Source organism: Halorarum salinum (assembly GCF_013402875.1).
Classification (GTDB): Archaea; Halobacteriota; Halobacteria; order Halobacteriales; family Haloferacaceae; genus Halorarum; species Halorarum salinum.
The window spans coordinates 3,384,916-3,411,785 of the sequence record NZ_CP058579.1; the positions used below are offsets into that span (position 1 = coordinate 3,384,916).

Annotated in this window: 24 protein-coding genes and 2 pseudogenes; 9 read left to right on the plus strand and 17 right to left on the minus strand. The window is 69.6% G+C overall.

Going from position 1 to position 26,870, the window contains the following annotated elements; genetic code table 11:
- Positions 1 to 9: 9 nt before the first annotated feature.
- Positions 10 to 819, minus strand: coding sequence for an orotidine-5'-phosphate decarboxylase (pyrF, locus tag HUG12_RS17180; protein ID WP_179269956.1), 810 nt, complete (start codon positions 817 to 819; stop codon positions 10 to 12).
- A gap of 143 nt (positions 820 to 962) precedes the next feature.
- Between pyrF and HUG12_RS17185 the strand changes: the two genes are divergently transcribed.
- The 4 genes from HUG12_RS17185 to HUG12_RS17200 all read left to right on the plus strand — a co-directional run bounded on the left by HUG12_RS17185 (position 963) and on the right by HUG12_RS17200 (position 3,905).
- Positions 963 to 2,144, plus strand: a complete 1,182-nt coding sequence (locus HUG12_RS17185) for an MFS transporter (RefSeq protein WP_218836345.1) — start codon at positions 963 to 965, stop codon at positions 2,142 to 2,144.
- A gap of 132 nt (positions 2,145 to 2,276) precedes the next feature.
- Positions 2,277 to 2,651 (plus strand): DUF7344 domain-containing protein, encoded by a 375-nt coding sequence (locus HUG12_RS17190; protein ID WP_179269958.1) that lies wholly within the window; start codon positions 2,277 to 2,279, stop codon positions 2,649 to 2,651.
- 46 nt (positions 2,652 to 2,697) lie between these two features.
- A complete protein-coding gene (locus HUG12_RS17195; protein WP_179269959.1) occupies positions 2,698 to 3,486 on the plus strand; it encodes a TrmB family transcriptional regulator in 789 nt (262 codons plus the stop codon).
- A gap of 74 nt (positions 3,487 to 3,560) precedes the next feature.
- Positions 3,561 to 3,905 (plus strand): HalOD1 output domain-containing protein, encoded by a 345-nt coding sequence (locus HUG12_RS17200; RefSeq protein ID WP_179269960.1) that lies wholly within the window; start codon positions 3,561 to 3,563, stop codon positions 3,903 to 3,905.
- Between the two features lie 173 nt (positions 3,906 to 4,078).
- Here the strand turns inward: HUG12_RS17200 and gltB are convergent, their stop codons facing one another.
- From gltB to HUG12_RS17220, 4 genes are all read right to left on the minus strand, one after another.
- Positions 4,079 to 8,611: a glutamate synthase large subunit gene (gltB, locus tag HUG12_RS17205; protein ID WP_179269961.1), complete on the minus strand. Its 4,533-nt coding sequence runs from the start codon at positions 8,609 to 8,611 to the stop codon at positions 4,079 to 4,081.
- Positions 8,612 to 8,847: 236 nt separating this feature from the next.
- A complete protein-coding gene (gene proS / locus HUG12_RS17210; RefSeq protein ID WP_179269962.1) occupies positions 8,848 to 10,332 on the minus strand; it encodes a proline--tRNA ligase in 1,485 nt (494 codons plus the stop codon).
- A gap of 259 nt (positions 10,333 to 10,591) precedes the next feature.
- Entirely contained in the window at positions 10,592 to 11,047 is a 456-nt protein-coding gene (locus tag HUG12_RS17215; protein ID WP_179269963.1) for an 8-oxo-dGTP diphosphatase, read from the minus strand.
- Positions 11,048 to 11,533: 486 nt separating this feature from the next.
- The gene (locus HUG12_RS17220; protein ID WP_179269964.1) at positions 11,534 to 12,028 is read right to left on the minus strand and encodes a hypothetical protein; all 495 of its coding nucleotides are present in this window, start codon (positions 12,026 to 12,028) and stop codon (positions 11,534 to 11,536) included.
- Positions 12,029 to 12,236: 208 nt separating this feature from the next.
- Here HUG12_RS17220 and HUG12_RS17225 point away from each other — a divergent pair, with 208 nt between their 5' ends.
- The gene (locus HUG12_RS17225) at positions 12,237 to 14,162 is read left to right on the plus strand and encodes a beta-CASP ribonuclease aCPSF1 (RefSeq protein ID WP_179269965.1); all 1,926 of its coding nucleotides are present in this window, start codon (positions 12,237 to 12,239) and stop codon (positions 14,160 to 14,162) included.
- A gap of 75 nt (positions 14,163 to 14,237) precedes the next feature.
- On the opposite strand, the gene HUG12_RS17230 is transcribed toward HUG12_RS17225, so the two are convergent.
- The 5 genes from HUG12_RS17230 to HUG12_RS17250 form a co-directional block, all read right to left on the minus strand.
- On the minus strand, positions 14,238 to 15,065 hold the full coding sequence (locus HUG12_RS17230; RefSeq protein ID WP_246308076.1) for an ABC transporter permease: 828 nt from the start codon (positions 15,063 to 15,065) through the stop codon (positions 14,238 to 14,240).
- A 2-nt stretch (positions 15,066 to 15,067) separates the two neighbouring features.
- The gene (locus HUG12_RS17235) at positions 15,068 to 16,015 is read right to left on the minus strand and encodes an ABC transporter permease (protein WP_179269966.1); all 948 of its coding nucleotides are present in this window, start codon (positions 16,013 to 16,015) and stop codon (positions 15,068 to 15,070) included.
- A complete protein-coding gene (locus HUG12_RS17240; protein ID WP_179269967.1) occupies positions 16,015 to 17,121 on the minus strand; it encodes an ABC transporter ATP-binding protein in 1,107 nt (368 codons plus the stop codon). Before HUG12_RS17240 ends, HUG12_RS17235 begins: the two co-directional genes overlap by 1 nt.
- A gap of 1 nt (position 17,122) precedes the next feature.
- Positions 17,123 to 18,244 (minus strand): ABC transporter substrate-binding protein, encoded by a 1,122-nt coding sequence (locus HUG12_RS17245; RefSeq protein WP_179269968.1) that lies wholly within the window; start codon positions 18,242 to 18,244, stop codon positions 17,123 to 17,125.
- A 308-nt stretch (positions 18,245 to 18,552) separates the two neighbouring features.
- Positions 18,553 to 19,824 carry a M20/M25/M40 family metallo-hydrolase gene (locus tag HUG12_RS17250; protein ID WP_179269969.1) on the minus strand — a complete coding sequence of 424 codons (1,272 nt, stop codon included), beginning with the start codon at positions 19,822 to 19,824 and terminating at the stop codon, positions 18,553 to 18,555.
- A gap of 103 nt (positions 19,825 to 19,927) precedes the next feature.
- Between HUG12_RS17250 and HUG12_RS17255 the strand changes: the two genes are divergently transcribed.
- Entirely contained in the window at positions 19,928 to 20,371 is a 444-nt protein-coding gene (locus tag HUG12_RS17255; protein WP_179269970.1) for a DUF7332 family protein, read from the plus strand.
- Here the strand turns inward: HUG12_RS17255 and HUG12_RS17260 are convergent.
- Entirely contained in the window at positions 20,311 to 20,748 is a 438-nt protein-coding gene (locus tag HUG12_RS17260) for a DUF7344 domain-containing protein (RefSeq protein WP_179269971.1), read from the minus strand. The genes HUG12_RS17255 and HUG12_RS17260 overlap by 61 nt on opposite strands.
- A 55-nt stretch (positions 20,749 to 20,803) precedes the next feature.
- The gene (locus HUG12_RS17265) at positions 20,804 to 21,529 is read right to left on the minus strand and encodes a helix-turn-helix domain-containing protein (RefSeq protein WP_179269972.1); all 726 of its coding nucleotides are present in this window, start codon (positions 21,527 to 21,529) and stop codon (positions 20,804 to 20,806) included.
- Positions 21,530 to 21,753: 224 nt separating this feature from the next.
- On the opposite strand from HUG12_RS17265, the gene HUG12_RS17270 reads away from it, so the two are divergent.
- A complete protein-coding gene (locus HUG12_RS17270; protein WP_179269973.1) occupies positions 21,754 to 22,140 on the plus strand; it encodes a DUF7344 domain-containing protein in 387 nt (128 codons plus the stop codon).
- 166 nt (positions 22,141 to 22,306) lie between these two features.
- Complete coding sequence (locus HUG12_RS17275; protein ID WP_179269974.1) at positions 22,307 to 23,011, plus strand: DICT sensory domain-containing protein; 705 nt, start codon at positions 22,307 to 22,309, stop codon at positions 23,009 to 23,011.
- Between the two features lie 102 nt (positions 23,012 to 23,113).
- Here the strand turns inward: HUG12_RS17275 and HUG12_RS17280 are convergent, their stop codons facing one another.
- The 5 genes and pseudogenes from HUG12_RS17280 to HUG12_RS17300 form a co-directional block, all read right to left on the minus strand.
- Positions 23,114 to 23,947, minus strand: a complete 834-nt coding sequence (locus tag HUG12_RS17280; RefSeq protein WP_179269975.1) for an endonuclease III domain-containing protein — start codon at positions 23,945 to 23,947, stop codon at positions 23,114 to 23,116.
- A gap of 170 nt (positions 23,948 to 24,117) precedes the next feature.
- On the minus strand, positions 24,118 to 25,449 hold the full coding sequence (locus tag HUG12_RS17285; RefSeq protein ID WP_179269976.1) for an MFS transporter: 1,332 nt from the start codon (positions 25,447 to 25,449) through the stop codon (positions 24,118 to 24,120).
- Positions 25,450 to 25,541: 92 nt separating this feature from the next.
- Complete coding sequence (locus HUG12_RS17290; protein WP_179269977.1) at positions 25,542 to 25,967, minus strand: DUF371 domain-containing protein; 426 nt, start codon at positions 25,965 to 25,967, stop codon at positions 25,542 to 25,544.
- Positions 25,968 to 26,046: 79 nt separating this feature from the next.
- Positions 26,047 to 26,301, minus strand: coding sequence for a hypothetical protein (locus HUG12_RS17295; protein WP_179270679.1), 255 nt, complete (start codon positions 26,299 to 26,301; stop codon positions 26,047 to 26,049).
- Positions 26,261 to 26,365: pseudogene (locus HUG12_RS17300) on the minus strand (IS5/IS1182 family transposase); the annotation flags it as partial. The gene HUG12_RS17295 and the pseudogene HUG12_RS17300, both read right to left, overlap by 41 nt.
- A gap of 251 nt (positions 26,366 to 26,616) precedes the next feature.
- On the opposite strand from HUG12_RS17300, the pseudogene HUG12_RS21770 reads away from it, so the two are divergent.
- Positions 26,617 to 26,868, plus strand: a pseudogene (locus HUG12_RS21770) (MarR family transcriptional regulator); the annotation flags it as partial.
- Between the last annotated feature and the right edge of the window lie 2 nt (positions 26,869 to 26,870).

Below are 26,870 nucleotides of genomic sequence, written 5' to 3' on the forward strand. Positions count from 1 at the left end.
GTTCGACCCCTACCGGTGGCGGTTCAGCCGGTCGCGGAGCCGCTTTGCCGCCCGTCCCGCGGCGGTCGCGAACCCGTCGCTCCCCTCGACGTCCGCGAAGATGATGCCCCGCGAGGAGTTGACGAGGCCGACCCCGTGGGCCAGGCCGAACTCGACGGCCGCCTCGGCGTCCCCGCCCTGCGCGCCGACGCCGGGGACGAGGAACGGGAGGTCGGGGACCTCGCCGCGGAGCTCCTCCAGTTCGTCGGGCGTCGTCGCGCCGACGACGAGGCCGACGTTGCCCGCGTCGTTCCACAGGTCCGCGAGCGCCGCCACGCGGCGGTACAGCGGCTCCCCCGACTCGAGTTCGAGGTCCTGCAGGTCCGCGCCGCCGGGGTTGGAGGTGCGACAGAGCACGAACACGCCCTTCTCGCGCCGCGAGAGGAACGGCGAGAGCGAGTCGCGGCCCATGTACGGGTTCACCGTGATGGCGTCGGCGTACTCCAGGAGCTCGGCGTACTTGCGCGCGGTGTTGCCGATGTCCGCGCGCTTGGCGTCGAGCAGGATCGGCACGTCCTTCCCGTGGGCGTACGCGACCGTCTCTCGGAGCGAGCGCCAGCCGTCGGCGTCCTCGTAGAAGGCGACGTTCGGCTTGTAGCAGGCGGCGTACTCGTGGGTCGCGTCGATGATGCGGCGGTTGAACGCCCAGCGCGGGAGGTCCCTCTCGAGCAGGTGCTCGGGGATGCGGTCGAGGTCGGCGTCGAGGCCGACCGAGACGACGGTGTCTCTCGCCTCGATCCGGTCGCGGAGGTCCGAGAAGAAGGGGTTGAACTCGGGCATCGTGGTCGTTGAATTCGGTTCCGCGCGGCGAGGCTAAGTGTTCCTGTTTTCCCCGGCTGAACGCCGGGTCGCCCACGGGGGATCCGTCCCGGAACGGCGTGCCCGCGATGCCGATGGGTTCATTGTCGAGTCCCCCGATCACGATGGAGATGCGGGAGCGCCGTCTGGTCCTCGTCGTGACGTCGGTCGCGCTGTTCCTCTCGGTGCTGGTGTGGTTCAACTACTCCGCGGTGCTCCCCCTCGTCGTCGCCGAGTGGGGGCTCTCCGGGACCGAGGCCGGGATCGTCTTCGGCGCGTTCCAGGCGGGCTACCTCCTCGCCATCCTCCCCGCGGGCTGGCTGGCGGACCGCTACTCGCCGCGGTGGGTGATCGCCGTCGGCGCGACCGGCACCGCGGTGCCGAGCCTCGCGTTCGCGGGCGTCGCCGACGGCTTCCTCCTCGGGACGCTGCTGCGCTTCCTCTCGGGGCTGTTCGTCGCCGGCGTCTACGTCCCGGGGATGCGCTTCGTCAGCGACTGGTTCCCGGGGCCCGTCCGCGGGAAGGCGCTCGGGCTCTACATCGGCACGTTCTCGCTGGGCGCGGGCCTCTCGTTCGTGTTCTCGACGATGGCCGCGGAGGCGGTCGACTGGCGGCTGGCGATCGCGGTCACGAGCGTCGGCGCGCTGTTCGTCGCGCCGCCGATGCTGTTGCTGACCCGCGACAACCCGGAACGGACCCGGTCGACGGGCGGCGGCCTCGACTACTCGATCCTCCGGAATCGGGAGTACCTCTCGGCGGTGTGCGTCTACTCCTTCCACAACTGGGAGCTGTTCGGCGTCCGCAACTGGCTGCTCGCGTTCCTCGTCGCGGCGCCGGCGTTCGCGTCAGTCGAGTCGGCGGTGCTGCCCGGCCTCGTCGTGGGCGGGATGATCGTCGCGAGCGGGTTCGGCAACGTCGCCGGGGGGTGGCTGAGCGACCGGGTCGGCCGCCCCCGGACCATCGCCGCGGCGCTCGGCGCCAGCACCCTCGTCAGCGCGGTTTTCGGGCTGCTCGGTCGACTCCCGCTGGCGGCGCTGGTCGCGATCACCGTCGGGTACGGCTTCGTCCTCGCGATGGACAGCGCGCCGACCTCGACGCTGGTGACGGAGGTGGTCGCCGACGAACACGTCGGCACCGCGCTTTCGGTCCAGTCGCTCGCCGGCTTCTCGACGACGGTGGTCTCGCCGGTCGTGTTCGGCCTCGCGCTCGACCGGGCCGGCTACGCGGCCGCGTTCCCGACGCTCGCGGCCGGCGGGTTCGTCGGGTTGCTCTCGGTCGGCGTGCTCGTCAGGGCTCGCGGGGAGTGAGGGAAGTGAGGGGTGTGGACCCGCTCGACCGTTCGGGCCGCTGCCCTCCGTTGTTACGACGGTAGTGAACGCCGTCGTGTTCCGATCGTACTCTCAATCTCCTTATACGTTCGGCGCTCCTGGGTTCGGACGATGGCGGACTCCAAATCCAACGAGAGTAGCACTCCGGTTCGACGCTCGCGGACGACCCCCGAAGCGGTTTCGCCCGGCGAAGCGTTCGACCTCCTCGCGAGCCAGCGGCGTCGGTACGTCCTCGACTGCCTCCGCGAGCGGGGGGCGCCGATGACGCTCGCCGGGTTGGCGGACGAAGTCGCGGCGCGCGAGCGGGACGTTTCGGTCCCCGACGTTCCGGCCGAGGAGGGAGAGCGGGTCCACGTCTCGCTGTACCACTCGCACGTCCCGAAACTGGCGAACGCGGGCGTCGTCGAGTACGACCGGGAGCGGGACACGGTGACGCTTTCGGCGGCCCGCGAGCACGTCGAACCGTACCTGGAACTCGTGGCGTAGGAATCGCCTCCGACGGGTTAAGTGCCCGTGTGGCGTTTGCTCCCCCATGCCCGACGAACGGTCTGCCGTCGAAGCGCTGGGCCAGCTCGGATTGACCGAGTACGAGGCGAAGTGCTTCGTCGCGCTCACCCGAATTGCCCGGGGGACCGCCAAGGAGATCAGTCAACTGTCCGGCGTCCCCCGGTCGCGGGTCTACGACACCGTCGACGGTCTCAACGAACGCGGACTGGTGGACGTCCAGGAGTCCGACCCGCGGGAGTATCGGGCCGTCTCGAAGGACGAAGCGTTCGACGTCCTGCGTCGGGACTTCGACTCCAGCATCGAGGCGGCGGACGCCGCGTTGGAGGACCTCGAGTCGGCAAAGACCGAGGAGGAGAAGGGCGTGTGGGCGATCGCGAACGCCGACCACGTGAGCGGCCGGATGAAGACGCTCCTCGACGACGCGAACGAGCACGTCCACTTCGTCGTCGCCGACGAGACGGTGGTGAAATCGGAGGTCCTCGACCGTCTCGCGGCGGCGACCGACCGCGGCGTCACGGTCGTCGTGGAGGTGCCCTCGGAGCCGGTGCGGGACCGCATCGAGGAGGCCGTTCCCGACGCCCGTATCGTGGTGTCGGCCGACCTCGGCGAGACGAGCCGAGTGGCGAAGAAGTGGCCGGGGCAGTTGATACTGGTCGACCATCACCACGTCCTGGCCAGCGGCGTCGAGGAGGGCGACCTCCCGGACCTCCCGAAGGAGACGGCGGTGTGGACGCACGGCCACGACCACGGGTTCGCGGCGTGGATGCGGGAACTCGTCGACGACCGGACGCGGGACGTCGAATCCGCGGGCTGAGAGCCGAGGGACGGTACGGGTATCGGGAACGAACCGAACGACGAATCGAACGTCCAACCGGGAGAGAACGACGGATGGAGCGACGAACCGACGACGGCAACCGAGAGCACGAGATGCGAAACGACGACACGCGAAACGACGAGAAGCGGGACGACGTGGTCCGGGACGCGTACACGACCGACCAGGACCGGTCGCTGACCGACGCGATGCTCGGCGCCATCGAGCGGTGCAAGGGTGACGACCTCACCCGCGACGACTTCGTCCTCTACGAGGACGTGAACCCGGACGCCCTCGACTCGCTCTTCCGCCACGACGCGGAACCGAGGACGGAGGTGACGTTCGCGACCGACGGCGTGGAAGTCGAACTGTGGGGCGACGGCGGGGTCGAGATCCGAGTCGGGGACGCGACGGCCGAGTAGGTGGTCGTGGCCGGTCCGGAGGGCGGCGGGGCGGACGGCTGATGCGGCCGACGTTTCCGGCACACCGCGTAGCTCTCTCCTCCAGACCGACGAGTGGGCCCGCGCTCCGGAGGGGTTCGCGAACCGCGGCCACGTCGACCTCGACTACGCGTACAGCCGGGGAGCCGGGCGCCTCAGTCGTCGCCGCTCACCGCGCCGCGCTCGAAGCCGGAGACCGTCCCCTCGCCGCCGGCCGCCTCGGGGAGGTCCTCGCGGACGTCCTCGCCGCGACCCTCCGCGATGACCTCGGCGTAGGCGTCGGGCAGCACGCGGACGAACTCGCTCACGGCCTCCGACCAGTTCTCCAGCAGTTCGGCCGCCCGGTCGCTCCCGGTGCGGGCGAGGTGGTTCTCGACCAGCCGGCGGAGCATCGCCCCGTCCGCGTCGGTCAGCTCCCGGGAGAGCGACACCATCCCGCGGTTCACCTTCGCCCCGAACTCGTCGTCCGGGTCGTACACGTACGCGACGCCGCCGGACATGCCGGCGCCGAAGTTCCGGCCCGTGTCGCCGAGCACGGCGACGACGCCGCCGGTCATGTACTCGCAGCCGTGGTCGCCGACGCCCTCGACGACCGCCTTCGCTCCCGAGTTGCGGACCGCGAAGCGCTCGCCCGCGACGCCGTTGACGTACGCCTCGCCGCTCGTCGCGCCGTAGAGCGCGACGTTGCCGACGACGACGTTCCCGGTCGGGTCGAACGCGGCGTCGGCGGGCGTCTCGACGGCGACCGTCCCGCCCGAGAGCCCCTTGCCGACGTAGTCGTTCGCGGCGCCCGTGAGGCGGGCGCTGACCCCGGGCGCGAGGAACGCGCCGAACGACTGGCCCGCCGTCCCGTCGAAGTCCAGCCTGACGGTGTCGCGCGGGAGCCCGTCGCCGCCGTGCTCGTTCGCGATGCGGTTCGACAGCGTCGCGCCGACCGCGCGGTCCGTGTTGGCGAGGGTGTGCGAGAGCGAGACCGGTTCGCCGGTCGCGAGGGCGTCGGCCGCCTCCTCGAGGAGGTCCCAGTCGACGCCCTCGGCGACGTCGCGGTGATCCTGCTCGCGCACCTTCGTCCGGTCGCCCGGCGCGGGCTCGGCGAGCACGGTCGAGAGGTCGAGTCGGGCCGGCTTCCCCTCGAGGTCGTCGCGCTGGGCCAGGAACTCGGGGCGGCCGACCATCTCCTCGACGGTGCGGAAGCCGAGTTCCGCCATGAGTTCGCGCAGCTCCTGCGCGATGAACGTCATGTAGTTCACGACGTGCTCGGGTTCGCCGGGGAAGCGCTCGCGGAGGTCCTCACGCTGGGTCGCGACGCCGACCGGGCAGGTGTTCTGGTGGCACTGTCGGGCCATCACACAGCCCGACGAGACCAGCGACGCGGTGCCGAAGGAGAACTCCTCGGCGCCCAGCAGCGCGGCGACCGCGACGTCGCGGCCGGTCTTCATCCCGCCGTCCGCACAGACGCGAACCCGGTCGCGCAGCCCCGTCGCGCGGAGCATCTGGTTCGTCTCCGCGAGGCCGAGTTCCCACGGGAGGCCCGCGTTCTTGATGCTCGTCTTCGGCGACGCGCCCGTGCCGCCGGAGTGACCGGACACGTGTACTACGTCGGCCTCGGCCTTCGCGACGCCCGCCGCGATGGTGCCGATGCCCGCCTCCGAGACGAGCTTCACGTTGATGTCGGCCTCCGGGTTCGCGGACTTCAGGTCGTGGATGAGCTGCTTCAGGTCCTCGATGGAGTAGATGTCGTGCTGGGGCGGCGGCGAGATGAGCCCGACGCCCGGGGTCGAACAGCGCACGTGGGCGATGTACTCGTTCACCTTCGCGCCGGGGAGGTGCCCGCCCTCGCCGGGCTTGGAGCCCTGCGCCATCTTGATCTGGAGCTCGTCGGCGCTCGCGAGGTACTCCGCGGTGACGCCGAACCGGCCGGAGGCGACCTGCTTCACGTCGCACTCCCGCTCGGTGCCGAAGCGCTCGGGCGGCTCCCCGCCCTCGCCGGTGTTCGACTTGCCGCCGAGCCGCCGCATGGCGATCGAGTTGTTCTCGTGGGCCTCCGGCGAGAGGCTCCCGAGGCTCATCGCGGCCGTCGAGAAGCGCGTCGCGATCTCGCCCACGGGTTCGACCTCCTCCAGCGGGACCGGGTCCCGGTCCGAGTCGAACGCGAGGAGGTTCCGGAGTTCGGCGGGTTCCTCGGCGTCGTTCACCTGCTCGGCGAACGAGTCCCAGGACTCGCGGTCGTTCCCGCGGACCGCGGCGTGGAGGTCCCGCACCGAGTGGGGGTTCCAGCCGTGGTGGAGCCCCGACGAGCGGTTCTCGTACTCGCCGTGGGTCTCCAGTTCGGGGTCCGCGCCGAAGCCGACGGCGTGGCGCTCGCGGACGTCGGCCGCGAGTTCCTCGATGCCGATCCCCTCCGTCCGGATCTCCGTCCCCTCGAAGTACTCGCGGACGAACCCGGAGTCGAGCCCGACGGCCTCGAAGATCTGGGCGCCGCGGTACGACTCCACCGTCGAGATTCCCATCTTCGCCATCGTCTTGAGCAGCCCCTGTTCGAGCGCGGCGCGGAACGTCGCGAGCGCCTCCGCCTCGTCGGCGCCGTCGGGGCCCGCGACGAGATCGCGCACCGTCTCGTAGGCGAGGTACGGGCACACCGCGCCGGCGCCGTAGCCGACGAGGGTCGCGACGTGGTGGACCTCGCGCGGGTCGCCGGACTCGACGACCAGTCCGCACCGTGCGCGCAGGCCCTCACGGACGAGCGCGTGGTGGACCGCCGCCGTCGCGAGCAGGCTGGGGATCGGTGCGGCGTCCGGGCCGACCGACCGGTCCGAGAGCACGAGCACGTCGACGTCGTCGCGGACGGCCGCGACCGCCTCCTCGCGGAGCGTCCCGACCGCGCGTTCCAGGTCGCCGTCGGGGTCCCACGTCGTCGCCAGCGTCCTCGCGGCGAGGTCGCCGTCGGTCCGGGCGTCGAGGTCGCGGATCCCCGCCGCCTCAGCCTCGGAGAGGATCGGCGAGTCACAGATCACCTGCCGCGCGTGCTCGGGCGACTCGCCCAGCAGGTTCCGCTGGGGGCCGAGCCGGGCCTCCAGCGAGGTGACGAGCTCCTCCCGGATGTAGTCGATGGGCGGGTTCGACACCTGCGCGAACAGCTGTTTGAAGTAGGTGAACAGCGGCCGGTTGTGCTCGGAGAGCACCGACAGCGGCGTGTCGTCGCCCATCGAGCCGACCGGGTCCTTCCCCTCCTTGGCCATCGGCTCGATGAGGTGGTTCAGCTGGTCGGTCGTGTAGCCGAAGGCGGCCTGCAGCCCGCGCAGGTCGCCGGTCACCTCCGGGTCGGTCGCGGCCGCGACGTCCGGGAGGCCGCGCGCCTCGGCGTCGACCCACTCGCCGTACTTCCCGTCGGTCAGGTCCTCGAACACCGCCTCGTCCGGGACGACCTCGCCCCGCTCGCGGTCCGCGACGAACACCTCGCCGGGCCGGAGGCGTCCGCGCTCCTTCACCTCGCTCGGGTCGTGTTCGAGCGCGCCGACCTCGCTGGCCATCACCAGCCGGTCGTCGGCCGTCACGTCGTACCTGCAGGGGCGCAGGCCGTTGCGGTCGAGCACGCCCGCGACGCGGTCGCCGTCGAAGCCGATGACCAAGGCCGGCCCGTCCCACGGTTCGACGAGCGAGGTGTGGAAGTCGTAGAACTCGCGGCGCCGCTCGCCCATCGCGTCGTCCCCGCGGTACGCCTCCGGGATGAGCATCCGGAGCGCGTGCGGCAACTCGCGCCCGCCATGGAGCAGCAGGTCGAGCGTCTCGTCGAGCGAGGCCGTGTCGGACTGGTCGGGGTCGGAGACCACCGGGGTCACCGTCTCCAGTTCCTCGTCGGTGAACCCGCCGCCGGCGAGGTCGGCCTCGCGGGCGCGCATCCAGTTCACGTTGCCCCGGATGGTGTTGAACTCGCCGTTGTGGACGACGTTCCGGTACGGGTGCGCGAGGTGCCAGGCGCCGAGCGTGTTCGTCGAGAACCGGGCGTGGACGATGGCGACGCCGGATTCGAGCCGCTCGTCGCGGAGGTCCGGGTAGTACGCCGGCAGCTGGCTCGCCTTCAGCAGCCCCTTGTAGACGAGCCGCTCGCGGTCTAGCGAGCAGACGTAGAAGCGCCCGGCGCCGTCGACGTCGGCGGCCGCCTTCTCCACGGCACGCCGCGCGACGTAGAGCCGGCGGTCGAACTCCTCGTTCGAGATCCCGTCCGCCGGCGCGACGAACGCCTGCCACACCGACGGCTCCGAGTCCAGCGCCGTCTCGCCGAGGTCCGCCCCCTCGGCGTCCGTGGGGACCTCGCGCCAGGCGACCGTCTCGACGTCGTGCTCCTCGAGGATCGACTCGAAGCGGTCCTTCAGGTCCGCTCGAACGTCCCCGTCCGTGGGCATGAACAGCGACCCGACGGCGTAGGTGTCGGGCAGGTCGCCGACGACGGCCTCGAAGAAGCCGTCCGGCCGCTGGAGCATGACCCCCGCCCCGTCGCCCGTGTTCGGTTCCGCCCCGGTCGCCCCCCGATGTTCGAGGTTCTCGAGCAGTTCGATGCCATCCCGTACTACCGCGTGTGAACGCCCGCCGTCGAGGTCGACGACGGCGCCCACGCCACAGTTCGAGCGCTCGTCCGCGGGATCCGCCAGGCCCGCGGCCGACCGCTCCGACGCGTCCGGCTCGGTCATGCGTACCGGTCCGAGCGACCCGCATAAAGCCGTGACCCTGAAGGACTAAGGGCGTACCAATACCATACAAGGGAATATTAGGTCAATGGTATCCGGAACCGAGTACCCGATCCACCCTCGACGAGGCGAAGCGGAAGAAACGGCCCGATCAGCAACGGATTTCTTTTCGTCCGTCCATCCGTTTTCGAATCAGAATCGTCGTTTCCCGTTCGTCCACTTATTACGGGAATTTGTGATCAGTACGACTTGGCGAAGTACGCCGTCCGTTCGGCGGCCTCGCCGCAGATCGCGCAGGTCTCGTCGTGGTCGGCGTCGACGAGGTCGTCCTCGTCCTCGAACGGGACCATGACGATCTCTGCGGCGATCTGCTCCTTGATCTCGCCCTCGCAGGCCTCCTCGCCGCACCAGGGCGCCCGGACGTAGCCGCCGTGCTGGCCGATGGTGCCGAGGATGCCCGCGCGGTCGTCGGCGTCCCGAACCCCGCCCTCGAGGTTCTCCTCCGCGGCGGCGTACAGCTTGGCGAACACCTCGTCGAGGTGGACCTGTGCGGCGTCGGCGATCCCCTCGCGGGCGACCGTCGACTGCTCGCCGTCGGGGCGGTGGACGACGGTCACCTCGCGGTCCTCGACCTCGTGGGGGCCGATCTCGAACCTGACGGGGACGCCGTGGAGCTCGTGTTCGTTGAACTTGAAGCCGGGGTTGCGCGTGTCGCGGTCGTCCAGTTCCACGCGGACGCCCGCCTCCCGGAGCTCCTCCGCGACGCCCTCGGCGTACTCCAGGACCTCGTCCCTGGTGTCCTCCTGCCAGATGGGGACCACGACGACCTGCTCGGGCGCGACCGTGGGCGGGAGGACGAGCCCCTGGTCGTCCGAGTGGGTCATGATGAGCGCCCCGAGCGCGCGCCAGGAGAGCCCCCAGGAGGTCGTGTGCGCGAGGGTCTCCTCCTCGGCCTCGTCGCTGTAGGTGATGCCGAACGCCTCCGCGAAGCTCGTGCCGAGGTGGTGGGAGGTCCCCCCCTGCACGGACTTCCCGTCGGGCATCAGCGCCTCCACGGTGGTGGTCGTGTCCGCGCCAGGGAACTTGTCGTGGTCGGGCTTTCGCCCGCGCAGGACCGGCACCGCGAGGAAGTCCTCGTAGGTCGACTCGTACTGGTCGAGCCTGAGCATCGTCTCCTCCCACGCGTCCTCGTGGGTGGCGTGGGCGGTGTGGCCCTCCTGCCAGAGGAACTCCTTCGTGCGGAAGAACGGCTTCGTCTCGGTCGCCTCCCAGCGGACGACCGAACACCACTGGTTCACCCGCAGGGGGAGGTCGCGGTGGCTCCGGACCCACCGGGCGATGTAGGGCGTGATGATGGACTCGGAGGTGGGTCGCACCGCGAGCCGTTCCTCGAGTTCGTCGTGGCCGGCGTGGGTCACCCACGCCACCTCGGGGTCGAACCCCTCGACGATGTCCTTCTCGCGCTCGAGGTACGACTCAGGGATGAACATGGGGAAGTAGGCGTTCCGCACGCCCGTCTCCTTGAACTTCGCGTCGAGGAACCCCTGCATGCGCTCCCACAGTTCGTAGGCGCGCGGTCGGGTGACGATGAACCCCGACATCCCCTCGGGCGCGTAGTTCGCCAGGCCGGCCTTCCGGACGACCTCGGCGTACCACTCGCCGGTCTCGTACTCCTTCGATTTCGTGACGCCGAGTTCCTGCTCGGCGTCGTCGGTGTCGCTCATACTCGTTGGTTTCGGACTGCGCTCTTAAACTCGGTGCGTTTCGGTCGCCGGGGAGAAGTGGGGGCGGTGGGTGGGCTAGGCGCCACCCGGCGGGCGCGGGATGGGGCCGACGCGTCGGACGGCGTCACGTGACTGTCCCGGGCGTCGCGTCATACCGCCCAGTCGGGGGGCGTCCGCCAAGAACGTACCGGAGGAGCGTGACGCGGTGACACAGATGGCGGACGTCGCGGCGGAAACGGGACCGAGGCGGGAACGGGGGCTAGTCGACCCGCACGCCCGTCTCGAGCTCCACCACCCGCGGGTCCCCCTCGTGGTAGACGAACCGGCCGCGGAACGTCCCCCCGTCCAGAACCGTCGGCAGCCAGTCGCGATCAGTCGCCCACATCTCCCCGAACGGGAGGTCCCCGACCGGGAACCACTCGGGGATCGCCTCGTCGCTCTCGCTCGGCGTTCCCTCGTACTCGGTCGCGCGGTACACGTGGACGAGCGCGTCCCAGTCCTCGGAGTAGTACTCGAACTCGCCGACCTTCTCGGGGTCGTGGACGCGGACGCCGACCTCCTCTTCCACCTCGCGGACGACGCACTCGCTTGGCGTCTCGCCCGGTTCGACCTTCCCGCCCGGACCGACGTACCGGTCGCTGCCGACGCCCCGCTTCTTGTGTATCAGGAGGGTTTCGTCGTCGGTGACCAGGTGACACAGCGTCGCGTCGCGCATTCGCCTAGATCCGGTGTCGGAGGGGTGTGGGTAAACGATGTCGCTCTTTCGTGGCAGAGGGACCGGATCCATTCACCTGTTCGGGACGCCTCCCTCGAAAGCCCCCGCGGCGCTCGGCCCGGTGGGGCCGCTGTCGTTCGATAATCGAAGATTTTCGTGATGACGAGACGTCGAAGGCGTCTCGAACCACGCTCCTCGTCACTCGGCCTTCGGCCTCGTTCCTGCGGTGCTTGACGGTCCGCGCCTGCGCCGACCGCCGCGGCCCCTTTCAGTCCCACCCACCGCACCGCAGCCTCGCCCTCCCCAGCCTCCTGCGCTCCTCGGCCTTCGCGAGACTCACTTCGTTCGACTCGCGTGCTCTCGTTCGCTTCGCTCACGAGAACTCCGGCCTGCGGTGCTCGTCCCTCGCGCGCGTCCGCTCGCCCCTCCGGGGCTCGCCGTCACGTGCCACCGCCACCGGCTCCGTTTCACCGCGCAGTCCCCGACTCACTCCCGCGTCGGTTCCACCGCGAACGGACTCTCCCCCTCCCGCCACTCCCAGCCCGGTAGCCTGGTCTGGAACCCCGCGGCGAGCGCCGCGTCGAGGTCGTCCGCGCCCGCCGTCTCGCCGTCCTCCCCGTGCGTGTGGACGTCCGCGAAGTGGAACGTCGCCTCCGCGAGCAGCGCGAGGGGCTGTTCGCCCGCGATCGTCGCCGCGAGCTGGCGGCCGAGCAGTTCGTCGACGACGAACCCCGGGTAGTCGCCCTCCACGTCGAGTTCGCGGAGGAGGCCGCAGAGGGCGGCGACGTTCACCGCGCGGTCACCGTCCGCGAACACGGCGTCCACCTCCGCGCGGTACCGCTCGACCGAGACGGTTCCGACGTCGGTTCCGAACAGGTCGCCGAGCGCGTCGCGCGTGTCGTCGATGAGGGGGACGATCCCGTCGGCCCCGTCGCGCAGGCGGTCGCGCTCCGCGCGGACGCGGGCGGGCGTGAGTCGCATGACGTGTGGGTGGGTCGCCCCCGCCTTGCGCTTTGCGAAGGCTTTTATAACCCGGACCGGATACGTCGTAGTAAGCGGGTTTTCGCCACCCCACCGTGGGGCCGAACCTCGACAGAGAGTCCCGTATCATGCGATCTTTCACGTCCAGTCAGACTGGCGGCACCGCCCCGGTTCGGAGCGGCGCCCCGCGTTCGACGTCCCTGCAGTCATGAGTCAAGTCGACACCCAACTCGAAGAGACGAAAGCACAGATCGAAGCCGAAATCCCCGACGACATCTCCGTCACCGACGTCAAGTACGAGGGGCCGGAACTCGTCATCTACACGCGCCACCCGAAGGCGTTCGCGGGCGACGGCGACCTCGTCCGCAGGCTGGCCTCGAAGCTCCGCAAGCGCATCACCATCCGCCCGCACCCGGACGTGCTCTCGGACCCGCGGGAGGCGGAGGACCGCGTGCTCGCGGTCATCCCCGAGGATGCGGGCGTCACCGACCTGGACTTCCACCAGGACACCGGCGAGGTCGTCATCGAGGCCGAGAAGCCCGGCCTCGTCATCGGCCGCCACGGCTCGACGCTCCGGGAGATCACCCAGGAGGTCGGCTGGACCCCCGAGGTCGTCCGCACGCCGCCGATCGAGTCATCGACGGTCTCGAACGTCCGCAACTTCCTGAAACAGGAGCGCGACGAGCGCCGCGACGTCCTCGAACGCGTCGGCCGGCAGATCCACCGCGAGGAGATGGCCGACGAGCAGTGGGTCCGCATCACGACGCTCGGCTGCTGTCGCGAGGTCGGGCGCGCGTCGTTCATCCTCAACACCGCCGAGACGCGCATCCTCGTCGACTGCGGCGACAAGCCGGGCGCGGAGGGCGAGGTCCCGTACCTCCAGGTGCCGGAGGCGCTCGGCGCGGGCGCACAGAACCTCGACGCGGTCGTGCTCACCCACGCCCACCTCGACCACTCGGCGCTGCTCCCGCTGCTCTTCAAGTACGGCTACGACGGCCCCATCTACACGACCGAGCCGACCCGCGACCTGATGGGTCTGCTCACGCTCGACTACCTCGACGTCGCGAACAAGGAGGGACGCACCCCGCCGTACGAGTCCGAGCAGGTGCGCGAGGCCATCAAGCATACCATCCCGCTCGAGTACGGCGACGTCACCGACATCGCCCCGGACGTGAAGCTCACGTTCCACAACGCGGGCCACATCCTGGGCTCGGCGGTGTCGCACTTCCACATCGGGGACGGCCTCTACAACGTCTGCTTCTCGGGCGACATCCACTACGAGGACACGCGGCTGTTCAACGGCGCCGTCAACGACTTCCCGCGCGTCGAGACGCTCGTGCTCGAGTCGACCTACGGCGGGCGTAACGACTACCAGACCGACCAGGAGGACTCCGAGGAGCGGCTCATCGAGGTCATCAACGAGACGTACGAGCGGGACGGGAAGGTGCTCATCCCGGCGTTCGCCGTCGGGCGGTCACAGGAGATGATGCTCGTCATCGAGGAGGCGATGCGCTCGGGGAAGATTCCCGAGATGCCGGTCCACCTTGACGGGATGATCTGGGAGGCGACCGCCATCCACACGACCTACCCCGAGTACATGCGCGACGAACTGCGCGACCGCATCTTCCACGAGGACGAGAACCCGTTCCTCGCGGACCAGTTCAACCACATCGACGGCGGCGAGGAGGAGCGCCAGGAGGTCGCCGACGGCGGCCCCTGCATCGTCCTCACGACCTCCGGGATGGTCACTGGCGGGCCCATCATGTCCTGGCTGCGCCACCTCGGGAGCGAGGAGGAGTCCACGCTCACGTTCGTCGGCTACCAGGCCCAGGGGACGCTCGGACGCCGCATCCAGAACGGCTGGGAGGAGATCCCCATCCGGGAGCGCGGCGGGTCGGGCAGGACGAGCACGCTCACCCTGAAGATGGACGTCGAGACCGTCGACGGCTTCTCCGGGCACGCCGACCGGCAGGGGCTCGAGAACTTCGTGAAGACGATGAACCCCCGCCCGGAGAAGGTGCTGTGCGTCCACGGCGACGAGCGCTCGGTGCAGGACCTCTCCTCGTCGCTGTATCACGACTACAACATGCGGACGTTCGCGCCGAAGAACCTGGAGACGTTCCGATTTAAATAGGACCAACGCGGTTCGGGTTCCCACCCGACGTGACGGTTTTTGAGAGGGGATTCGAGGAATCGTGAGCGGCCCGCGTCAGCGCTTGGCGAGCAGGTCGACCCTCGTGAGCCAGACGGCGACGAGCACCATCGACACCGCCACGAGCAGGAAGACGACGCTGATGACGTTCACCTCCGGCGTGACGTCGTACCGGATCTGGTTCCAGATGTACACCGGCAGCGTCGGGTCGCCCGACCCCTTCACGAAGTAGGTGTAGACGAACTCGTTGAACGACAGGGTAAAGGCGAGCAGGCCGCCGGCGACGACGCCCGGGAAGACGTTCGGCAGGGTGACCTGCCGGAACGTCCGGAGTTCGTCCGCGCCCAGGTCCTTCGAGGCCTCCTCGAGCCCCCGGTCGAACGTGAGGAACGTCGGGAGGATCACCAGCGTCGCGAACGGGATGGTGCGGATCACGTGCGCGATCACCACCGACACGTAGTCGGGCAGACCGAGGGTGCCGTTGAAGAACAGCACCATCGCGACCCCCGTCACCACGAGCGGGACGATGATCGGCAGGGTCGCGAGCAGTTGCAGCCAGTCGCGCCCCCGGAAGACGTACCGGTCGACCGCGTAGGCGATCATCGTCGAGAGGACGACGCTGATCGCCGTCGCGGGGATCGAGATGGTGAGCGTCGTCACGATGGCGTCGATGGCGGCGTCGTTCGAGAGGAACACGCGGTACCACCGCAGGGTGAGTTCGTCCGGCGGGAACGACAGCACGCCGCCCGCGGCGAACGACATGAAGACGAGCACGGCGATCGGCACCCAGAGGAACGCCATCACCAGGACGACGACGGCCGCGGCCATGCGGGCGGCGTGGGTCTGGACGGCCCGCTCGACGGCGCCCCCGAGCCGACCGGTCACGCTCACGCCTCCCCACCCCCGGTGTCGAAGAGTCCGCCCCCGAGCCGCGTGCCGAGGACGAGCAGCGCCACGACGACGACCGAGATGACCATCCCGATGGCGGCGCCGAACGGCCAGTTGAACGCGCTCTTGAACTGGTTCTCGATTACCATGCCGATCATGATGTTGTTCGTCCCGCCGAGCAGCCGCGGCGTGATGAACGAGCCGAACGTCGGGATGAACACGAGCACGACTCCGGTGACGACGCCGTTGATCGTCGTCGGCAGGGTCACGGACGCGAACGTCCGCACCGGCCCCGCGCCGAGGTCCTTCGAGGCCTCGATGAGGTCCGGGTCCATGTTGGTCAGCGACGCGTAGAACGGCAGCACGGCGAGCGGCAACCAGACGTAGGTGAAGCCGATCAGCACGGCCGGTCCGCTGTACAGGAGGCCCAGCGCGGGGAGTCCGACCGCGTTCAGCGTCGAGTCGAGCACCCCGTCGCTCTGGAGGATGTTGATCCAGGCATACATCCGGATGATGTAACTGGTCCAGAACGGCAGGATGACGAGCAGGAGCAGGAGCGTCGTCCGCCGGGAGAAGCGGACGATGCTGTACGCCAGCGCGTAGCCGACGATCGACACGATGGCGGTCACCTGTAGGCTGACGAGCAGCGTCCGCCACACCACCGTGAGGTAGATCTCCGACCCGAGGAACTCCGCGTAGTTCGACAGCGTCCACGGGCCGCCGATCGAACCCGTCTGGAACGAGACGACGAGCATCGCCAGCAGCGGGACGGCGAAGAACAGCACGAGCGTCGCGTACGGCGGGCCGGCGACCGCGAGCGTCCGCAGCCGCGGGCGCTCCCGGAAGTACGCCGCGAGGTCGTCGAGGCGGCCGCCGGCGGACTCGACTAGCGCGTCGACCCGGCCCGTCGCCGCCGACTCGCCCGTGGCGTCCGAGCGCCCCGCCATCAGGCCCCCTCCGCCCCCTCGTCCGTGGTCGGCTCGCGCCGGTAGAGGTGGACGTCGGCGGCGTCCCACGCGACGGCGACCGAGTCGCCGACATCGAACGAGGTCCCCCGGACCTCGGCGGACAGGCGACCCCACGCGTCCGTCTCGACCTCGTACAGCGAGTCGCTCCCCTGATAGCTCCGGCTCCGCACCACGCCGGCGGTCGAGAAGCTCCCGTCGCCGGCCGCCGCCGCGTCGTCCGCGAGGCGGACCTGGTACGGGCGCACGCAGACGTCGACCGCGTCGCCCGCGTCGACGCCGTCGGCGGCCTCGCGCGGAATCGCGACCGACCCGTCGCCGGCGTCGACGACCGCGCGGTCGCGCTCGACCGCGGTGACGCGCCCCTCGACGGCGTTGACGTCGCCGATGAAGTCCGCGACGAACTTGCTCTCCGGGGCCTCGTACAGCTCCTCGACCGTTCCGACCTGCTGGATCTCGCCGTCGTCGAGCACGACGAGGCGGTCCGAGACGGCGAGCGCGACCTCCTGGTCGTGCGTGACGTAGAGGAACGTCGTGTCCGTCTCCGCCTGGATCCGCTGGAGTTCCGCCTGCATGTGCTGGCGGAGCTTGCGGTCGAGCGAGGAGAGCGGCTCGTCGAACAGCACGAGCGCCGGCTCGTTCACCAGCGCCCGCGCGAGCGCGACGCGCTGCTGCTCGCCGCCCGAGAGCTCCGCGGGAGTGCGGTCGCCGTACCCCCCGAGCCGGACCATCCCCAGCATGCGCTCGGTCCGCTCGCGGCGCTCGGCGGCCGGGACGCCCTTCTGTTTGAGCCCGTAGCCGATGTTCTCGGCGACGGTGAGGTGCGGGAACAGCGCGAGGTCCTGGAACACCATGTTCACGTCCCGCTCGAACGGGGGCGACCCGACCACGCTCTCGCCGTCGAGGGTGATCTCCCCCGCAGTCGGCTCCTCGAACCCGGCGACCATCCGGAGGACCGTCGACTTCCCCGAGCCGCTCGGGCCGAGGATGGAGACGAACTCCCCGTCCTCGACGTCGAAGTCCACGTCGTCGACGGCCGTGAGGTCGCCGAACTCCTTGGTGAGCCCGCGGACGCTCAGCAGGGACATCCTAGGCGGCCTTCACTGCCGTCCAGATCTCGTCGTACCGGGACCGGACCTCGTCCGAGAGCGTCTCGGAGAAGACCAGGTTCCAGTCGTCCGGCCAGTTCGTGAACTCGGCGTCCTCCTCGGAGAGCTCGTCGCTGATGTCGACGGCGGGCTGATAGCCCATCGTCTCGAACAGCTTCGCCGCGTTCTCCGTCTCGCTGGCCCAGTTGGTGAACTGGAGGCTCGCCATGGGGTTCGGCGACCCCTTCGGGATGACGAAGAGGTCGCTCGTGTACATCGCGCCCTCGTCCGGCGCCGTGTAGTGGACGGGCGCGCCCTCCTGGAACCGTGCCGAGTAGGTGCGGCCCATCGTGAGCGGCCCCGCCACGACGTCCTCGTTGACGAAGAGGCTCATTCCCTGCTGGTAGTCGCCCCAGTACGTCTGGAGGAGCGGTTTCTGCTGGACGAGCACCTCCTGGATCTCGTCGAAGTCGTCGGGCTGGATCGGGTCCTGTCCCGTGTACATCGCGGCGATCTGGCAGGAGACGGTCGCGTTGTCCCACATGCAGAGGTCGCCCTCGTGTTCGTCGTCCCAGAGGACGCCCCACGAACCGGGCGCCTCGTCGAAGTACTCGTCGTTGTAGGTGAGCGGGTACAGCACGAGCGCCTCAGGGACGGCGTAGACGCTGCCGTCCTGCTGGAAGGAGCTTGCCTCCTTGATGCGGTCGCTGATGTTCTCCCAGTTGGGCATGACGTCGACCGGAAGCTCGTGCAGGTAGTCGTTCTCGATGGAGCGCTCGACCCAGTTCGTGGTGGCGGCGACGTTGTCGATCTCGCTGTTGTCCGCCTCGAGCTGGGAGTACCACTGGTCCGGCGACGAGAACCCGGTGTTGCTCACCTGCACGTCGAACTCGTCCCCGAAGGCGTCGATCGCCCAGTCGGCCCAGCTGTCGTACCAGTTCCACATGTTCAGGTTCGACTCGAGATCCTCGGGCGGCCACTCCTCGACGTCCATGGGAGCCCGATCGCTGCCGCTGCCGCCGCCGCCGAGACAGCCGGCCGCGGCGGTGATTCCGGCCGCGGTCGCTCCCTGCACGAACCGCCGACGGTTCACCGTCGGCCGTCCGTCGTCGAACTCACGCATCGAACCCCTCGCCGGGGCTACCCGTCCCGCAGTCTCGTCCGTCAGCGTATACCATGGGATACCAACTCGAGCTTTCGTAAATAAGAGTGTCGGATGTTTCTAGCTGACAGTACGTCGGTTACCGGAATTCGACCCGGTCACGTCAATCGGTTCCTCGATCAGGTGTCGGTAAAAATGAATGTTCTGCGATGTTTTAGTCGCTCCGACTCGCCGGCGCCGGATTTCGCCTCCTGAACGCCGGACGAAAGCGGACGCGACGGCCGGGGGCGGAGGTGACCGTCACCTGGAGGGGCGAGCGCGAGGGGTGGTCAAGAGAGGAGTCGACGCGCGGCGTCGGTGATGATCTCGCCCGCGGCGAGGACGTCGTCCCAGCGGATCGACTCGTTCGGGAAGTGCGCCTCGTCGACGTTCCCGGGGCCGAAGACGACGGCGGGGATCCCCGCGCGGACGAAGTGGCGCGAGTCGGCGCCGTACGTCTCCCCGACCGGCGCCGTCTCCGCGAGTCCGGCGGCCGTCATCGCGTCCCGGAGCGCCGTCACGACCGCCGCGTCGGGGTCCGTCTCCGCCGCCGAGAACTGGACGGAGAACCGCTCGAACGTCGGCGGGTGCGCCGAGAGCCACTCGCTGTCCTCGACCACCTCGCGGAGCCGGGCGGCGAACTCCGCCTCCGCCTCCTCGATCGTCTCCCCCGGCGCGACGCCGATGCGGACCTCGGCGTCGAGCGACGCCGGCACCGACGACGCCCACGAGCCCGCGCGGACGGTGCCGACGTTGACCGGCCACGGGTTCGCGAACCGCTCGTACAGCGGGTGCGCGACCCGCTCGGCCCGCTCGGCCTCCAGGTCCTCGAACGCCCGGCGGATCCGCTCGAAGTGGGGTAGCACCGACTCGCCGTTCCAGCGCCGCGCGGCGTGGGCCGACCGGCCGTCGACGTGGAGCCGCTTCATGACGCTCCCCTCCGTCGCGGTGACGGGGACGAGGTCGGTCGGTTCGGCGACGATCGCCGCGTCGCGTTCGAAGGGGTACGGCGAGTCGAGCGCGGCCGCGGCGGCGCCGATGCCGCCCTCCTCCTCGCCGGCGACGCTCTCGACGACGACCCGGCCGTTCAGGTCGCGGTCGTCGGCCGCGTCGGCGAGCGCCCGCCCGGCGAAGACGCACGTCGCGGTCCCGACCTTCATGTCGGCGGCGCCGCGCGCGGTGAGCGTCTCGGCCCCGTCGTCGGCTTCGCCCCAGACCGGCTCGAACGGGTCGGTCTCCCACAGCGTCCCGTCGGCGGGGACCACGTCCACGTGGCCGTTCAGGACGACCGTCGGGCCGGCCTCGGGGTCACCGAACTCGGCCACGCCGGCGACGCTCGGTCGGTCCGCAGCCGGAATCTCCCCCGGGTCGTCCGGGAACTCCGGGTGGGTCGCGAGCCGCTCGGCGTCGGCCGTCCACTCGTAGGTCTCGAACCCGTACGAGTCGAGGCGGTCGAGCACCCACTCCTGGGCGTCCCGCTCCCCGCCCTCCGTCGTGTCGTATCGGAGGAGCGACTCCACGAATCCCCGCAGTTCCCCGTTGTAGGCCGTGAATCGGTTCATTCGGACGGTTCAACGACGGCGAACCGCCCCGAAAGCGTTGTCGGGTTCCGCTGCGCGGACGCCATCCGAGGAGTTATGTCCGTTTCAGCCGCCTCGAGAAACGATGCGGTGCAACGCACGCGCGCTCGCCCTCGCCGCCCTCCTGCTCGTCGCGGCCATCGCGGTCCCGGTCGCGCCGGCCGCCGCCGACCCCGCCGACTGCTTCGGCTCGGGCGAGGACCTCCGGATCGGGAGCGAGGGACCGGCGATCGACGCCTCGCTGTACGCCTCGCTGTTCACGAACCTGCCGGGCGAGGGGGCGTTCGGCGTCTCGCTCGTGGGAACGACCGGCGACCATCGGATCGTCACGCTCCGGACGGGCGTCGTCTTCGCGGGCGTCGGCGACGCGGGCGAGTTCCTCTCGGACCCGTTCTCGCGCTTCGGGCTGGCGTTCGACTACCGGTTCGAGCTCCCGTTGCTGAGCGCCGCGACGGACGGGGGCTTCGCCTACGAGTCGTCCGACCCGCCCGTCGACGGCGTGTCCGAGGCCGAGTGCTCCGTCGCGTAGGTCGACCGTCCGTCCGTCGGCTCGTCGAACTCGAGCAGCCGCGCGACGAGCCGTTCGGCCTCGCTCACGAGCGCGACGACGTCCCGCTCCTGGCTGTACGCGACGAGGCCGGCGTCCGCCATCCGGGGGACGTGGTCGTGGTACAGCGAGACGTAGATGCGTTTCACCGCCGCCGGCGGGATCTCCGGGAGGCGAGCGTCGAACTCCGCGACCGCGAGTTCGTCCGCGAGGTCCGCGAGCGCGATCGAGTCGTGCTCGACGAGCAACGAGAGCGCCTCGCGTCGACGCCGGTCGCGGAGAACCGCGAACAGCGCGTCGACCGTGATCGAGTCGGTCGGGTCGGTGCGGGAGACGACGTGGTCCGGATTGCTACTCACACGTTCCCGTATCGGCGGAAGGGGGAACAGCGAAGTGGCTCACCAGTAATGGTCTTTAAACGGGGGGCTCTGTCGACCCGGCGTCGGTCCCAGGGACGGCGTCGCCCTCGTCGCCGGCGTCGCGCCCGCGGTCGGCCCCTTCGATGGTGACCGTGTTCTCGAGGAGCGACTGGCAGCCGCGGCGAAGCCGCTGGGAGGCGGCGTTCGCGGAGACGCCGAGCCGGTCGCCGAGTTCCTCGACGCTCGTCCCGCGCGGCACCTCGAAGTAGCCATCCTCGAGCGCGGCCAGGAGCGTCTCGTACTGTTCGGCCGTGAGGTCGAACTCGCGCTGGCGCGCCTCAGTCGGGTGGTAGATGCGGAGTACCTCGAACGAGTGGCCCGTCTCCGCGAAGTGCGTCCGGAACGTCGACACCTGGTGGTCCTCGACGAACCTGAGTTTGAGCCGCCACCGGCCGTCGCGTCCCCTGGCGTCGACGACCGCCGCGTGGTGGTTGGCGACGTCGTCGATCAGTTCGGTGAACGACTCGCTCCACCCGAACTTGTAGAGAACCGCGTCGCCGGTCTCCTCGACGACGGTCACGTCCTCGACGGTCGGGTCGGCCCGTAGCGCCCGACCGAACGCCTCGAAGTCGCCGCCCGACGCCCACAGGAACGGGAACACCCCCATCGTGCTGTGGGTCGCCATCTGGTCGCCCCTGACCGTCATCTCCGGCACTGACGCCAGCGCGTCGGCGAGCACGAACTCGGACGCTGGCACCGTGAAATCCCCGATTACGCTCACGACGTCGGTTCGTGGCCGGCGGGGAAAAGGGACTCGTCCCGGCACGCCGTCGGGCCGGTCGGCCGGCCCCGACGGGCCGGACGCCGTCGACGACCGCCTCCCGGATCCCGTCCGGACGGAACCCCTACCGGGCGGTTCGTTCGACCTTTCGAACTCCACCCCCGAGTACCGTCCCGCTACTAACGTCGCCGTGGCTCGTATCGCCGATCAGCGAGGACGCCTCGATGGGACGAGACGAGGACTGCCGAACCGGACCGGGCGAGGACGACCCCGCCGACAGCGACGGTGCGAGCGCCGCCCCCTCACGGGATGACCTGTTCAGGGCGCTCGCCAGTTCGCCGAGGCGACGGGTCCTCTTCGTACTCCTCGAGTGGCGGGAGTCGTCGGTCGAGGAGCTCTCCGACGCCCTCGCCGGCTGGCGGGCGGCGACGCGGGACGAGCCGGTCGGCCTGGACGAACGCGACCGGATCCGGACGCGACTCGTCCACGTCGAACTCCCGACGCTGGAGGAGTGCGGGCTCGTCACCGTCGGCGACGACGGCGACGTGACGCTCGTCGACGCGGGGGCGTCGGCGCGCAGGATGATCAGGCTCGGGGTCGAACTGGAATGACCGGGCGCTCGCCCCGACCCGGAGCGTCCGCCCGTTCGGCTCGTACGGGACCGACGCCGCGTCCGCCCCGACCCGGACCGACCGAGGGGAGCCGATCCGGCTGGACCGCCCTGTCCGACCCGCGGACCGGAGTTCGGCCGCGCCCGGTCGCCGTGGAGGTGGGACCGTGACGCTCGGGTCGCTGCTCGAGGACGCCGAACGGAGGCGGCTATCGGTGATCGCGTACGGCGCCAGCGCCGCGGCGGTCGCCGACCGGTTCGAGACGCGCAACGCGACCGTCGAGCGCCGTCCGCTCCCGGCGGACGCGCCCGCGGAGTTCGTCGTCGTCCGCGACGCCGGGTTCCGCGGCGCGATCGGAAGCGAGACCCTCGAGACGTTCCTCTCGCCGCCGATCCGCCGCCCCTGGGACCTCGATTCGCTGTCACCCGCCTACCGGGCGCTGTTCGACCTCCTCGACGACGCCGTGTTCGCGTCGCTGAACCGGCGCCAGTTGCTCGCGACCGCCCGGGAGTTCGAGGACCGGGCCTACCGGGTCGGCCACGGGACGCTCCGCGTGGGGTTCCAGTCCGCGTCAGCGTTCCGCGCACAGGAGGAGGTGTACCGGTGGCTCGTCGCGGAGACCGACCTCGACGTCCACGTCTACGTCGCGCCCGAGGACGCGAGAGGCGTCGACCGCGACCGATGGCCCGTGACGTTCCACACGGAACCGGCCGAGGAGATCGGGCGGTACTGGTTCCTCGTGTTCGACGGCGCCGGCGACGACGAGCGGACGTTCTCCCTGGTCGCCGAGGAGCACGAGGACGGGAAGTACTACGGGTTCTGGACGTACGACCCCGCCACGGTGGAGCGTGCCATCGAGGCGCTGATCTGAGGCGGCGCGCTCGCCGTCCCCGAACGGCGTCGTCTCCCAACGCCGACGCCACCTCCGCCGGGCGCGTCTCGCGAACGGCCTCGCTCCGTTCGCTCCGCCCGCTCAGGACCCCGACGCGGCCTCGGCGGGGTCCACCGTCTCGCCGGCGAGTTCGTCGACGCCGACGCGGTCACACAGGTCGTACAGCGGGCACGCCTCCGGTCCGTCCAGGCAGGCCGGCTTCCGTGCCGTGCAGTACTCGCGCCCGAACTGGATCATCGCCGTGTGCCCGAAGCCGCACTTCTCCGGGGGCACGGCCGCTTCGATCCGTTCCCGTACGGTCTCGTGGTCCGCGTCCGGGGGTGCGAGGCCCATCCTGCGAGCGATGCGGTGGACGTGCGTGTCGACCGGGAACACCCCGCCGCGACCCCCCGCGAACAGGAGGACGCAGTCGGCAGTCTTCGGGCCGACGCCCGTCATGTCGAGCAGTTCCGCCCGCACCTCGGCGGGGTCGCTCCCGGTCACGAACTCGTCGAACCCCGTTGCGCCGCCATACTCCTCGACGACCCGCCCGGCGAGACGGATCATCGTCTCGGACTTCTGGTTGTAGAGGCCGGCAGAGGCGATGGTCTCGGCGAGGTCGTCCTGCGGGGCCTTCGCGAGCGTCCTCGCGAGGTCCGGGCCGGCGTTCGGGGCGGTCCCGCCGGGCCCGTAGCGGGCCATCAGGTCGTCGTGGGCCGGCTGGCTCGCCACGTCGCTCGTGTTCTGTGAGAGGATCGTCCGGACGAGACACTCGAAGGCGTCCTGGCCGCCGTACGCCTTCCGCCAGTACAGGTCGCCCAGTTCGTCGACGACGGCCTCGGCGCGCGTTTCGGCCTCGCCCGCGTCGAACGCCGCGAACGCGCCCCCGCCGTCGGCGCCCCCGCTGATGTTCACGTCGGGTTCGTCCTCGCTCATCGTCGTGACGTGGGTCGTCTTGCTACAAGAACCGTTGGGACAGTCGGCGAACGGGGTCGTCCCCGGTGCTGTGCCGACTGGACGCAGACGGCAATCGGAGGCCTCACCGGGTCGTCGTCGAAGTGGGGACGACAGGCGACAGGTCAGGTCGTAATCGACCTGTGTCGGACTCACACGTCGGGCTCGACCGTCGACGGGGCTCGATAGACGCGCGAGCTGTAGAGGATTCCGATCGCCGCCATCGCGCCGAACGTGCCGAGCGCGAGGTACGCGAAACTGGACTGGATGCCGATGGTGTCCCCGAGATAGCCGATGAGGACCGGATACCCGGAACTCCCGACGAGTGCGATCGTCCAGACGTAGCCGAACGTCCGCCCCTCGTACTCGGGGGGCGTGATGTCGGTGATGAGCGTGTCCCGAACCGGGTTCACGCCGAACAGACAACTCCCGAGGAGCGCGAACGTGACCAGCAGGGTGACCGGGGTCAGCCTGACCAGCGAGAGGACGAGGAGGCCGAGCGTCGAAGCGGCGAGCAGGCCGAGAAGTACCGACCGGGGGTCGTACAGGTCCGAGAGCGTGCCCGTGAGGATCTGTGAGACTGCACCGCTCACCAGCAACACGGCGAAGTAGAAGTTCGCGACCGACTCCGGCCGGAGCGTCACGCCGGCGAGCGAGAACGAGTAGCCGTACACGTCGGCGACGAACACCGGCGTGAACGTCTGGATGCCGTTGCCGGTGAAGAGGATGAAGAAGAAGAACACCACGACGACGGCGATGGGGAACAGGAACTCCCGGGGGTTGCGTCGCCACTCCGCGACCGCGTCCGAGGGGGCTTCCTCGTCCGGGCCGGTGTCGGCGGGTTCCGTCTCGTAGCCCCCGTACCGAAAGAGGGCGAACAGTCCGGCGGCGTAGACGAGTCCGAGCAGGCTGATGCCCAGCAGGATCCCCTCCCACGGGAGAACCAGGATGAACACGCCGACGAGCAGTGGCGCCGACGCGTCGCCGAGTTTCGACGCACTTCCCCACATGCCGAGCACCTTCCCCCTGTTGTCGGCCGTCACGTTCCGCGTGATGAGCGGGTAGCCGACGGGGTGGACCGCGCTGTAGCCGATCCCGGCCACGAACATGCCGAGCGCCATCACCTGGAACTCCCCCGTGAACGCCTCACCGCGGAGGGTGAACGCGGGCAGTGCCGCCCCCGCGGTCGGGGCCGCGAGCAGGATCAGGTAGCCGACCGACATCGCGACGAACGCCGGCACCAGCAGGTGGAGACGATCGGTCCGATCAGAGAGGATACCGAGTGGCGCCTGGAACAACCCGCCGGCGAAGAGGTAGACGCTCACGAGCAGGCCGAGTTGCCAGAGCGTCGCGTTCAGGTCGACGACGAGAATGGGGATGAGCGGCGGGAGCAACCTGAGGAACACGTGCTGGCCGCCGTGTACCGAGGAGATGAGCAGGCCGAAGAGCCACTCGCGTCTCCCCATCCCGAACGAGTATCCCATTGTGGGTCCGCTTCAACGGGACAATATTTAACGTACGTATTGGAACAATGGAAACCGGGAGTTGGGAATTCGGCCGGAGATGGGGTTCGGCCCTAGTCGACGCGGAACGTCACGGTCAGCGGTGCGCCGCGCGCGAGCGCCGTCACGAGTTTCCGATCGAGGTCCGCGGCCGCCTTGTTCGCGTTGATCAGTACGGTCCGCTCGTCCACGTAGTCGCTCGTCCGCCCGACGAGACTCCGGTCGTCGGCGAACGTGAGGTCCGGGTGGCCTCGCCCCTCCACCACATCCTCGACGCCTGCCGCCTCGAACGTGACTGTGATGTGCGCGTCGGCGTCCTGGCAGGCCGTAACGAATGCCTCGTCGAAGTCTGCGGGGGTCCGGTCGGCCTCCACCGCGAGGATACAGTCGCCCGCGGGGGTGAGCCAGTCGTCGCTCGTGAGTTCGAACGTGCTCGCGTGCTCGGCACTGACGTGTTCGTGTCCCCGAGCCTGGACGACCTGCTCGCACTCGTGCGTCACGGCCGGGGGAACGTCACCCCCCGGGAAAGCCCCGACGATTCGGGATTTGGGTTGCGTCGCACGGAAGCGACGCCTACCTCTAACGCTCTTCCGAGCCGTTTTTGTCCTCGAGAACGTGCTTCGCGACGTCCGTCACGTGTTGCCGGTGAGACGCTGACGTCTGCACGCTTTGGGCGGCTTCGAGTTGGTCGTTGACGACAGCGTTCTGTTGTGGCCCCCAGGTCTCGGGTAGTTTCGACTTGATATAGTCGATCCACCGCTTGATCGCCTCGATGCGTTGCTCTCGGTCGCGTTCGTGCCCGCGAATATCGCGTTGAGAACCGCGCAACAGCACGGCGAGCCAATACAACAGCACGTTCGACGAATCGGAGGAGTCGTGACTTCGGGAGGGCATCCATCGTGGCCGAAGCTATTCTGTAGTCTTGTTAGTCAGAAAGGGTTTCAACAGGGCCATCTTTTCCTGTGAGGTGAAACGGATATTGCTGCGATAGAGGTACACTGACAAGCGAGTAGTGTCGTGTTTCCTTGACTGCACCTCGCATACTTGGATTCGACAGGTGGCTCGGCGACTCTACGATCGAGCGCCGCGTGAGCGGACATAATCGTTTTCTCGTTCCGTAGCATACCTCGATTATTGGGTCTTGTTACCATGAACCACCGTAATGGGAGCTCGGCGATCGTCGACATAGCGTATCTCACGCGGTCCGAACATCGCGTCCCGACGCTCGTCGCACTGACGGAGCGTCCCCGTAGCCGCGCCGAACTCTGCGAGTTGACCGGGGTTTCGTCTTCCACGATGCGCCGAACGTTGGACGAATTCGGCGACCGACGCTGGATCCGCAAAGAGGAATACCAGTACGTGGCGACACGACTTGGCGAGGCGATCGCCTCCGGGATGGAGGT

What these genes read in the sequence shown, in the direction of transcription:
- pyrF (WP_179269956.1), bottom strand. Translation starts at nt 819, where the DNA reads ATGCCCGAGTTCAACCCCTTCTTCTCGGACCTCCGCGACCGGATCGAG.
- HUG12_RS17185 (WP_218836345.1), top strand. Translation starts at nt 963, where the DNA reads ATGGAGATGCGGGAGCGCCGTCTGGTCCTCGTCGTGACGTCGGTCGCG.
- HUG12_RS17190 (WP_179269958.1), top strand. Translation starts at nt 2,277, where the DNA reads ATGGCGGACTCCAAATCCAACGAGAGTAGCACTCCGGTTCGACGCTCG.
- HUG12_RS17195 (WP_179269959.1), top strand. Translation starts at nt 2,698, where the DNA reads ATGCCCGACGAACGGTCTGCCGTCGAAGCGCTGGGCCAGCTCGGATTG.
- HUG12_RS17200 (WP_179269960.1), top strand. Translation starts at nt 3,561, where the DNA reads ATGGAGCGACGAACCGACGACGGCAACCGAGAGCACGAGATGCGAAAC.
- gltB (WP_179269961.1), bottom strand. Translation starts at nt 8,611, where the DNA reads ATGACCGAGCCGGACGCGTCGGAGCGGTCGGCCGCGGGCCTGGCGGAT.
- proS (WP_179269962.1), bottom strand. Translation starts at nt 10,332, where the DNA reads ATGAGCGACACCGACGACGCCGAGCAGGAACTCGGCGTCACGAAATCG.
- HUG12_RS17215 (WP_179269963.1), bottom strand. Translation starts at nt 11,047, where the DNA reads ATGCGCGACGCGACGCTGTGTCACCTGGTCACCGACGACGAAACCCTC.
- HUG12_RS17220 (WP_179269964.1), bottom strand. Translation starts at nt 12,028, where the DNA reads ATGCGACTCACGCCCGCCCGCGTCCGCGCGGAGCGCGACCGCCTGCGC.
- HUG12_RS17225 (WP_179269965.1), top strand. Translation starts at nt 12,237, where the DNA reads ATGAGTCAAGTCGACACCCAACTCGAAGAGACGAAAGCACAGATCGAA.
- HUG12_RS17235 (WP_179269966.1), bottom strand. Translation starts at nt 16,015, where the DNA reads ATGGCGGGGCGCTCGGACGCCACGGGCGAGTCGGCGGCGACGGGCCGG.
- HUG12_RS17240 (WP_179269967.1), bottom strand. Translation starts at nt 17,121, where the DNA reads ATGTCCCTGCTGAGCGTCCGCGGGCTCACCAAGGAGTTCGGCGACCTC.
- HUG12_RS17245 (WP_179269968.1), bottom strand. Translation starts at nt 18,244, where the DNA reads ATGCGTGAGTTCGACGACGGACGGCCGACGGTGAACCGTCGGCGGTTC.
- HUG12_RS17250 (WP_179269969.1), bottom strand. Translation starts at nt 19,824, where the DNA reads ATGAACCGATTCACGGCCTACAACGGGGAACTGCGGGGATTCGTGGAG.
- HUG12_RS17255 (WP_179269970.1), top strand. Translation starts at nt 19,928, where the DNA reads ATGCGGTGCAACGCACGCGCGCTCGCCCTCGCCGCCCTCCTGCTCGTC.
- HUG12_RS17270 (WP_179269973.1), top strand. Translation starts at nt 21,754, where the DNA reads ATGGGACGAGACGAGGACTGCCGAACCGGACCGGGCGAGGACGACCCC.
- HUG12_RS17280 (WP_179269975.1), bottom strand. Translation starts at nt 23,947, where the DNA reads ATGAGCGAGGACGAACCCGACGTGAACATCAGCGGGGGCGCCGACGGC.
- HUG12_RS17285 (WP_179269976.1), bottom strand. Translation starts at nt 25,449, where the DNA reads ATGGGATACTCGTTCGGGATGGGGAGACGCGAGTGGCTCTTCGGCCTG.